6 protein-coding genes and 1 pseudogene are annotated in these 9,555 nt (G+C 74.7%); 5 read left to right on the top strand and 2 right to left on the bottom strand.

The annotated features are described in order from the left end of the window. Positions 1–1,178: hypothetical protein (locus FREUN1FDRAFT_RS36230; RefSeq protein WP_006545385.1), on the top strand; the 1,178-nt coding region annotated here is incomplete at its 5' end. Here the strand turns inward: FREUN1FDRAFT_RS36230 and FREUN1FDRAFT_RS36225 are convergent. Then, complete coding sequence (locus FREUN1FDRAFT_RS36225) at positions 1,136–3,046, bottom strand: glycosyltransferase family 39 protein (RefSeq protein ID WP_006545384.1); 1,911 nt, start codon at positions 3,044–3,046, stop codon at positions 1,136–1,138. The genes FREUN1FDRAFT_RS36230 and FREUN1FDRAFT_RS36225 overlap by 43 nt on opposite strands. A gap of 95 nt (positions 3,047–3,141) precedes the next feature. Next, positions 3,142–5,535 carry an AAA family ATPase gene (locus tag FREUN1FDRAFT_RS36220; RefSeq protein WP_006545382.1) on the bottom strand — a complete coding sequence of 798 codons (2,394 nt, stop codon included), beginning with the start codon at positions 5,533–5,535 and terminating at the stop codon, positions 3,142–3,144. A 263-nt stretch (positions 5,536–5,798) separates the two neighbouring features. On the opposite strand from FREUN1FDRAFT_RS36220, the gene FREUN1FDRAFT_RS36215 reads away from it, so the two are divergent. From FREUN1FDRAFT_RS36215 to FREUN1FDRAFT_RS36200, 4 genes and pseudogenes are all read left to right on the top strand, one after another. Then, positions 5,799–6,629 (top strand): histidine phosphatase family protein, encoded by an 831-nt coding sequence (locus tag FREUN1FDRAFT_RS36215; RefSeq protein WP_006545381.1) that lies wholly within the window; start codon positions 5,799–5,801, stop codon positions 6,627–6,629. Then, the gene (locus tag FREUN1FDRAFT_RS36210; RefSeq protein ID WP_006545380.1) at positions 6,626–7,468 is read left to right on the top strand and encodes an SCO1664 family protein; all 843 of its coding nucleotides are present in this window, start codon (positions 6,626–6,628) and stop codon (positions 7,466–7,468) included. Before FREUN1FDRAFT_RS36215 ends, FREUN1FDRAFT_RS36210 begins: the two co-directional genes overlap by 4 nt. A 102-nt stretch (positions 7,469–7,570) precedes the next feature. Next, positions 7,571–8,860: a cysteine--1-D-myo-inosityl 2-amino-2-deoxy-alpha-D-glucopyranoside ligase gene (gene mshC / locus FREUN1FDRAFT_RS36205; protein WP_035957267.1), complete on the top strand. Its 1,290-nt coding sequence runs from the start codon at positions 7,571–7,573 to the stop codon at positions 8,858–8,860. Positions 8,861–8,863: 3 nt separating this feature from the next. Beyond that, positions 8,864–9,555 (top strand): annotated as a pseudogene (locus FREUN1FDRAFT_RS36200) (hypothetical protein); the annotation flags it as partial.

Genomic DNA, 9,555 nt, shown 5'->3' with positions numbered 1-9,555 from the left:
CCGGCGCCGACGCTGCGCGGTCCGGGTCCGGCGTGGGGGCCGGGGTGGGCCTGGCCGGGAGCCGGGGGCCGTGGTGGGCGCGGTCCTGGGTGTTCTGGGCGGTGCTCGGCCTCGCCGTCGCCGCCGGCGTCGCCACGATCGTCGCCGCGCCGCGGCCGCGGATCGACGTGTTCCACCTGCTGCAGGGCTCGACGTCGGGGCTGGCCGACGGCGAGAACATGTACCGCCAGCAGTGGGGGCCCGACCCGGTGACCTACGCCCACACCGCGGGCGGGCTCTTCGACGTTTACCCCTACCTGCCGGGCACCTCGCTGCTGCTGGCGCCGTTTCGGTGGGTGTTCGGTGACGTCCGGTACGGCCTGCTCCTGGCGCTTGCCTGCGCGGCGGTCATCGCCCGCCCGCACGGCGCAGGGCGCGGTACCGCAGGCCCGGGCACGGACGCTGGTGCGGATACCAGTCCGCGCGTCACCCGGCTCCTGCCACTCCTGCTCGTCGTGTTCCCGGAGTCGATGTACGCGCTGCAGCAGTCGTGGACGGAGCCGCTGCTCGTGGTGGCGCTCGCCGTGGTGGTCCGGGCGGTCACCACCGGCCGCACCCGGCTGGCCGTGGTCGCCCTCGCGCTCGCGTTGGCCAGCAAGCAGCATATGGCGCTGATCCTGCCGGTCGCGGCCTGCTGGCCGGCCTTCGGCCCGCGCCGGACGCTGGCATCGGCCGGCCTCGGGCTCGCGGTGGTGGCGCCCTGGATCGTCGCGGCACCGCGGGACTTCTTCGCAGACGCTGTCCGCACCAACCTCGACTACCCGGTGCTCGACCACTCGCTTTCGCTGCCGGGCTGGGCGCACCATTTCGGGATCACGCTCGGCTTCGGCGCGACCGCCGCCGTGCTGGCTGGCAGCTACCTGCTGGCCTGGCGGGCCCGTGGGGGCGCGCCAGGCTTCTGCGCGGGCTCGGCGGTGGTCCTGCTCGGGCTGGATCTGATGAACAAGCAGACCTTCTTCAACCACTACACGCTGCCGATGGCTCTGCTCGTCCTGGCCGCGACCGGCACGGCGGCCGCGCGGGGCCACCTCGTGGCCCCGCGTCAGCGCAGGGCGCAGCCCCAGCGTGCGACGGACGGTCAACGTACGACGGACGGTCAGCGCAGAGTGGAGAACCGCTCCAACGCCGCGCCCTCGTAAAGATTGCGCTTCTCGACCTGCAACGCGCGGTCGCGCAGCGCCGCGAGCTGGTCGGAGACCACCGCGCAGGCACCTTCCAGGAATCGGTACCCATCGGCCCGCACGAGCAGCACGGCGTGGTCGGGCCCGGCCAGCTCGTTCACCTCGGCGGCGAAGGCCGTGCCGTTCGCGCGCTTCATCCGGTCCGCGTAGTCGACCCAGTCGACGAGGGCGGGGCCGGTCTCGTCGGCGTAGACGATCTCCCGGACGTCGATGTCGCCGCGGCGCACGATCGCCCGGTGCACCGCCGGGCCCAGCTGGTCCGGGCAGTAGGCGACGACGTCGCCCGGCCGGGCGATCCGGGCGATCCGGTCGGCGATCTCACCGGCCTGGGTCCGTTCGGTGCGGGCGAGCTGGTAGCCGCCGATCAGCCCGCTGACCGAGGCGATGACGAGCACCGCCACGAACGCGCGGTGAACGGGCAGGTGGGCGATGCCCAGCGCGGCCAGCAGGAGGCAGGCCGGCAGGGCGATGCCGGTGTACCGCTCCGCGTAGGCGCTGCCGCCGAACATGTTGACGAAGTAGGCCAGCACGAGCGGCACGAGCCAGATCGCCGCGAGGTACCGGCCCGGCGTGCGCCCGGAGATCTTGACGTGGAGCTCGCGGCCCAGGGGCCTGGCGGTGAGCCCGATCAGCGCGCCGCCGAGCAGGATGACGCCCAGCAGGGCCCCGGTCGACTGCGGCCCGGCCCAGTCGAAGACGGTGTCGAGAAGTACCTGGGCCTGCACTCGCGGTGCCCAGGGTGTCCCGGTGTGCAGCATCTGGAAGAGGAACACCGGCATCCACGGCGCGAAGAGCAACGCCGAGGCCGCCATCGCGGCGAACGCGCGCAGCGCCGGGCGGCGGTAGCCGGGCCGCCGCCGCGCCTGCACGAGCAGGAACGCCGCGACCGTGAACACCAGCAGGAACGTCCAGTAGTGCGTGTAGACCAGGGCGGCCGTCGCGAGCGTCAGCAGGGCCAGCCGAAACGGGCTGCTGCGGTTCAGCGCCCGGATCGCCGCGAACCCGAACACCAGCACCAGCAGGACGACCAGCGAGTACATCCTTGCCTCGCTGCCGTAGCGGATCGCGTACGGCGAACAGGCGAAGAGCAGCAGGGCGGCGCGCCCGACGCGCTGTTCGGCTGTCGGCCCACCGTTGCCGAGCGCGGTCGCGTAGCGGCCCACGCGCCGCCCGGCCAGCCAGGCCAGCGGCAGCGTGGCGAGCGAGAGCACACCGGACAGGGCCCGGACGGCGACGTCGCCGTCACCGAACAGCGTGATCCACCCGTGCAGCAGGAGGTAGTACAACGGCGGCGAGCCGTCGTGGCGGAGCGCCTCGAGCAGGTCGGGCACCGACCGGGACGCGATCCCGACGGTCAGCGACTCGTCCAGCCACAGGTGACTCGGCGTGGCGAAGCGGAGCACGGCACCTGTCACGACCGCCAGCAGCGTCCCGACGAGGACGAGCTGGGGTGCCGCGGCCACCGTCCATTGCCGAGCCAGCCCCAGCCCGGCCGCCCAGCGCTGCGACCACGCCGGTCGCTGCGACCACCCCGATCGGACGTTGTCGGGAGCGGATCGCCGCGCGGACTCCTGCGGGTCGACCGGCGTGGCGGCCTGCCTGACCGGCACGGCCTGCTCACCCGGCCCCGCCAGCTCGATCGGCACCCGCTGGGCGAGCACGGGACCGTGGGCGGGTGTCTCGGCCGCGGCCGGCGCCTCGCCCGTCTCGGGGGCCTCCAGAACCGGTGCATGCCCCGGTTCCGAGCTGGTGCCCGGCGCCGAGGACGATTTCCCGACCTGCCCGGTCGGCAGGTCGTCAGGGCTCACCACCCGAACGCTACCCATTCGTGTGCCACGCGATCTTCGTCAGGTCGGGTTCGGCGCCCCGCGACAGCTTCATGACAGGCTTCCCGGCAGTCCTGTGCCTCATGCCGTTCGCCTCATGACGATCCCGCCCGCGGACCGGCCTGCGCCGGCACGGCCAGCGCGTCGGCCCGGCTGCTCGGGCTGCGCCGGCCGCTCCCGATCGGCGTGTCGTCGGTCGGCAGCTCGTCGGTGTCGTCGGTGTCCTCGTCGTCGTCCACACCCGGGCCGAAGGGGTCGACCGAGCCACCGGCCAGCAGCGCGGGCAGCAGCGTCGCCCGCCGTCGCCCGCCGGCGTCACGCACCGCCGCGCGCAGCGCCGGGCCGTTCACCGAGACGATCGAGAGATGACTGCGGGCCCGGGTCATCGCCGTGTAGACCAGCGGGCGGTTCAACATGCGGCCGGCCTCCGGGGGGAACACGCCCACCACGGCGGCCCACTCGCTGCCCTGGGCGCGATGCACCGTGACGGCCCAGCCATGCCGCAGGTCCACCACACCGTGGGAAGGGATGTCGAGCTCGCCGCCGGGGAAGGCCACCCGCAGCGCGCCCCGCTCACCGAGCGCCACGACGACGCCGATCTCGCCGTTGGCGAACCCCAGGTCCAGATGGTTCGCCGTCGCCACGACCCGGTCGCCCACATCGAACCCGGAGACCTCACCGGGGCCGGGGTTGAGCGCCTTCTTGAGCGCGGTGTTCAGCGCGGTGGTTCCGGCCGGCCCGCCGTGCACCGGGGTCACGACCTGCACCTCGGTGGACGGGATGCCCAGCGCCCGCGGGATCGAGTCGGTGACGAGCTGGACTACCCGGTGGGCGGCCTCGCCGGAGGTACGGGCCGGCACGACGACGACCTCGCGGCCGGGGCCGCTGGGCGGCGGAGGCAGCTCGCCCTGGCGGACCGCCGCGGCCATCGTCGCGATCGCGCCACCGTCCGCCTGCCGGTAGAGCCGGGTCAGCTCGGTGACGGGAACGATCTCGGACTCCAGCAGGTCGGCGAGCAGCTGGCCCGGCCCGATGCTCGGCAGTTGGGCGGGATCACCCACGAGAAGGAGATGGGTGCCGTCCGCGCACGCGTCCAGCAGCGCCGCGCCGAGCTCGGCGTCGACCATCGAGGTCTCGTCGACGACCACCAGGTCCGCCTCCAGCGGGTTGTGCTCGTCGCGGGTGAAGCCACCGCCGCGGCCCTGGGCACCGAGCAGGCGGTGCAGGGTGCTGGCCGGGGCGCCGCACAGCTCCTCGAGCCGCTTGGCGGCTCGCCCCGTCGGCGCGGCGAGCGCCACCTCCACCCCGGCGGCCTCGGCCAGCCGGACGACCGCGGCCACGGTGCGGCTCTTGCCCGTGCCGGGACCGCCGGTCAGCACGCTGACGCCGGCCTCGAGCGCGGTGCGCGCGGCCCGCAGCTGGACCTCGTCCAGACCGGCGACGGCGTGGTCCGCGGCCGCACCCGGGTCCGCCGACCCGCTCCGTGGACCGCTGGCCGCACCGGGTGCCGCCGGGCCGGCCGCACCGTCGCCGGGGCCGCCGTCGCCGACCTCGCTCCCGGTGCCGGCCTCGTCGCCATCGGAACCGTCGCCATCGGATTCGTCGTCGTCGGCCTCGTCGTCGTCGAACATCGACCGGGGCTCCGGCGCCGGGAGTTCGGAGGCGGCGTCGCCGGGGGGCGTGAGCGCCGGGTCCCCGGGCGACCCGGAGGCCGCCCGCCGGCGCCGCCGGGCCGGGCTGTCCTCGCCGTCGGCGCGCAGGGGCTCCGCCGTCGCGAGCAGGCGTTCCACCCCCTCGGCGATCGCCTGCTCGGCCATCGCGAACCGCTCCAGGGCCACGCGGTCGTCCACCTGGACCACCCGGCCGATCTCGAGTGCGCTGTTCAATGCCGCCAGCGGGTCGGTGACCCCCTCGCCGGCCGCTGCCCGGGACACGGCCGCCACGTCGGCGGCGGTGTCACCGGCCCGGCTGGCGGCCCGGCCCAGCAGGTGGGTGACGACCGCCGGGCCACGCCGTGGGTCGGTGCGGCCCAGCCCGAAGTAACGGGCGAAGCGGTCGGCGTCCCCGAGCTCGGCCTCACCACCGTCCAGCAGTGACCAGGGGTCGGCGCGCAGCGCGTCGACCGCCGCGGGGCCCAGCGCCTCGCTCAGGCCGCGCGCGAGCCGGGCCGGCAGCCGAGCCGCAATGAGCAGCTCCACCGCGGCGTAGGTGGCCTCGGCCGCGCGGAACGTGTCGAGCAGGCGCCGGGCCCGCGGCCCGGAGACACCGGGCACCGCCGACAGCCGGGCCAGGTCGACGTCCGCCCGGCCTTCGATGCCGGCCTCGCCGAGGCGGCCGGCCGTCGTCCGGCCCAGGCCCGGCCAGAGACCGGCGGCGCAGAAGGCCGCGAAGACGACACCGTCGTCGGGACCCGCGCCCGCCGCGGGCGAGGCCGGCCCGCCAGGGTCGGCGGTGGGCGCAAGCGGGATGTCGACGGCGTCTTCGGGCATTGCCGAAGCGTAACGACGACGTCGGGAGCTCCGGGTACGCCCGCTCGGTAGCGTGGTGCGGTAGGTGGTCCGCGGGTGGTCCGATCACGCGTCGTGACGTCGGCCTCTGGCTGGCGGGCACGTCGCGTCTGACCTGGTACGTGTGTCCGGCCTGGCAGTCGCCGGCCGGTGCTCGGCACCGGCAGCCCCACCCGTGTGCCTGCCGGTGTCCGATGGTGTCCGCTGCGGGTACGCGCCCCGCACTGGTGAAGGAGAAGTCTGGGTTGACCACCGTCCTGCTGGTCCGGCACGGTCTCACCGAGGTCACCGGCAAGATCCTGCTCGGCTGGACTCCCGGCGTCGGCCTCGACGACCGGGGCCGTGCGCAGGCCGCCGCGCTGGCCGATCGCCTCGCGGAGATCCCGCTGGCCGCGATCGTGTCCAGCCCGCTCGACCGCTGCCAGCAGACCGCCCAGGCGATCGCCGAGCGCCGTCCGGCGGGGCCCGCCGCCGCGGGCGGGCACCAGCCCGTCCAGACCGACGACCGGGTCGGGGAGTGCCACTACGGCGACTGGACGGGGCAGGAGCTCGCCGTCCTGGCCCGCGACCCGCTCTGGAAGATCGTGCAGAGTCAGCCGAGCGCCATCACCTTCCCAGGCGGCGAGGCGCTGCGCGACACCCAGGCCCGCGGGGTCAACGCGGTGCGCGAGTGGAACGCGCGGCTCGGGCCGGACGCGACCTGGCTGCTGTGCTCACACGGTGACGTGATCCGGACCGTGGTCGCCGACGCGCTCGGCATGCATCTGGACATGTACCACCGGATCACCATCGATCCGTGCTCGCTGACCGTGGTGCGCTACGGCGAGCACCGGCCCTTCGTCCGGCGGATCAACGACATCGGCGGCTCCGTGGCCGACCTCCTGCCGGCACCCCCCACCCCGGCGCCGCCCGCCGGCGCGGTCACGGAGGGTGGGTCGGGGGCCGATGGCGCGTCAGCCGCACCGGGCGAGGACGAGATCATCGGGGGTGGCGCCGGGGTGGCCCCGGTGGCGAGGGCCGCATCGGGCGGGCACCCGTCCCCCCAGCAGCCGCCGGCGGCGAGACTAGACCCGTGAGCATTTCCGCGGCCGGTCCCGATCCGGGAGAGGGCCCTGCGCTGGATCCGCTCGACAGCGGCGGGCTGGACGCGTCGCAGGCGCTGGAGCTGCTGCGGTCCGGCGAGCTGGAGATCACCGGCCGGCTCGTCGACGCGAGCAACGCGACCCTGCTGTGCGAGATCCGCCTGGACTGCGCCGTCGCGGACGGCGCGGACGGTGCCGGTGCGGATCCCGGTGGCGATGATGCCGGCCGGGTCACCAGCGCCCGGTGTGTCTACAAGCCGGTGCGCGGCGAGCGTGCGCTCTGGGACTTCCCCGACGGCACGCTGGCCGCCCGGGAGCTCGCGGCCTACGAGGTCTCCGAGGCGATGGACCCGGGCATCGTCCCACCCACGGTGATGCGTCCGGGCCCCTTCGGTGAGGGGATGGTGCAGCTCTGGATCGACGTCGACACGACCGTCGACCTGGTGGAGCTGACCCGGGCGGACGATCCGCGGCTGCGGCGCATCGCGCTGTTCGACGCGGTCATCAACAACTCGGACCGCAAGGGCGGGCACCTGCTGCCCGCGCCGTCCGGCCGGGTCTACGGCATCGATCACGGTGTGACGTTTCACACCGACGACAAGCTGCGCACCCTGCTGTGGACCTGGCGGGGGGAGCGGCTGACCGCGCGGGAATGCACCGTGCTCCGTGGCCTGAGCGAGTCCCTCGGCGGCGATCTGGGTGAGCGTCTGACGTCCCTGCTCACCACCGCGGAACTGGCTGCGCTCCAGGCACGGGTCGAGCGGCTGCTGGCCCGGCGCCGCTTCCCGATGCCGTCCGCGGACTGGCCGGCCATACCCTGGCCGCCCTTCTGATCAGCGGCGCGCTTTCCGACCGGCCGGGCGGTGCGTCCCGGTCTCGGGCGAGCCGGCCCAGCTTGTCCCGCAGCCCGCTTCGGCACGGTTACCCTGACACGCATGTACGCGTGGCCCTCTCCCCAGCTTCCCAGGCTTCCCGGACAGGGTCGCGAACTGCGTGTCCTCGACACGGCGAGAGGACGGGTGCGGGCGCTGCGGCCGGGTCCGACGGCCAGCCTCTACGTCTGTGGGATCACCCCCTACGACGCGACGCACCTGGGCCATGCGTTCACCTACCTCACCTACGACCTGGTGCAGCGGGTGCTGCGCGACGCCGGCCACGAGGTGCGTTACGTCCAGAACGTGACGGATGTCGACGACCCGCTGCTGGAGCGCGCCGATCGCGACGGCATCGACTGGCGTGACCTCGCCCGCCGCGAGATCGACCTGTTCCGCGCGGACATGACCGCGCTGCGCGTCCTGCCGCCCGACCACTACGTCGGCGTCGTCGAGGCCGTGCCGCTCATCGTCGAGATGATCGGCCAGCTGGTCGAGCGGGGGGCGGCCTACTCGGTCGAGGGCGACCTGTACTTCTCGGTGTCCTCGGCGAAGGAGTTCGGCGAGGTCGCCGGGCTGAGCCCGGCGCAGATGCTGGCGCTGGCCGCCGAGCGCGGCGGCGACCCGGGCCGGCCGGGCAAGAAGGACCCGCTGGACCCGCTGCTGTGGCGCGCCGAGCGGCCGGGGGAGCCGTCCTGGCCGTCGCCGTTCGGCCCGGGCCGGCCGGGCTGGCACGTCGAGTGCTCCGCCATCGCCCGCCACCATCTCGGCGCCCCGATCGACATCCAGGGCGGCGGCAGCGACCTCGTCTTCCCCCACCATGAGTGCAGCGCCGCGCATGCGGAGGTCGCGGGGGGCACGGCGCCGTTCGCCCGCGCCTACGTACACACGGCGATGGTCGGCCTCGACGGCCACAAGATGTCGAAGTCCCGGGGGAACCTGGAGTTCGTCTCGCGGTTGCTGGCGGGCGGCGCGGACCCCGCGGCGATCAGGCTGGCGCTGCTGCATCATCATCACACCGTGGAGTGGGAGTGGACGCCCGCGGACCTGCCGGCCGCCGACCTGATGGTGCGGCGGTGGCGGGCCGCGGCGGCACTGCCCGCACCCGCCGCGCCGGACGCCGGTCCGCTGCTCGCCGTGGTCCGGGAGCGGCTGGCCGACGGCCTCGACGCACCGGGAGCCGTCACCGCCGTCGACGAGTGGGTGACGGCCGCGCTCGGTGCTGGCGGTGCCGGTGTGGGCGCTTCGGGGGCATCGGGGGGAACAGACGTGCCGGAGTCGGTGACCGTCCGCGATATCGTCGATGCGTTGCTCGGTATTGATCTTGGTTCGGGCCTACCGAGAGGAACGTAGCCGATGGGGGCGCACCACCGCCGGGAAGAGTCCGGCGCCGGCATGGAGCGGCCGACGTTCGACGAGGTCGCCCAGGGGTACGACCGCCGCCAGGTCGACGACTACGTCGGTGTCCTGTGGCGGTACGCGAGCGAGGTGACGTCCCGGCTGGCGGCGGCGGAATCGGCACTGCGCCACGAGCGTGACCGCCAGGAGGCCCAGGCCCGCCTCGCCGAGGGCGTCCCCGCGCAGGCGGGCGGGCGGATCGGGCTCATGCTCGAGATCGCCCAGCGGGAGGCCGACGACATCCTCGGCGCGGCCCGCCAGATCGCCCAGTCGGCGCTGGCGGAGGCCGTCGCCGAGGCCGGTGCCAACCATCCGATCGTGCGCGAGGCCCGCGAGCAGGCGGAGAAGCTCCTGCTCGACGCGGTCGAGGAGAGCCGCCGGCTCGCGCTCACCCGACACGAGGACCTCGAGGCCGAGATCGCCCGCGGCACGCACTCGCTGGACGCGCTGCGCCGCCAGCAGGGTGAGATCGTCGGTGCCGTCCTGCGGCTGCGCCGCCTGCTCGGCGAGGACGAGATCGACCGGGCCGTCACCGATCTCGTCCGTTCCGGGCTCGCACCCGAGGGCCTGGCGGGCCACGTCGACCACGACACCGGCGCCGCGGCGACCGGCGGTGCCGCCACCGGCGCCGCGGCGGCCGGGACCGCACG

Source organism: Parafrankia sp. EUN1f (genome assembly GCF_000177675.1).
Lineage (GTDB): Bacteria > Actinomycetota > Actinomycetes > Frankiales > Frankiaceae > Parafrankia.
The sequence above is the reverse complement of the archived record's forward strand: the minus strand, read 5'-3'. Positions and strand labels throughout refer to the sequence as shown.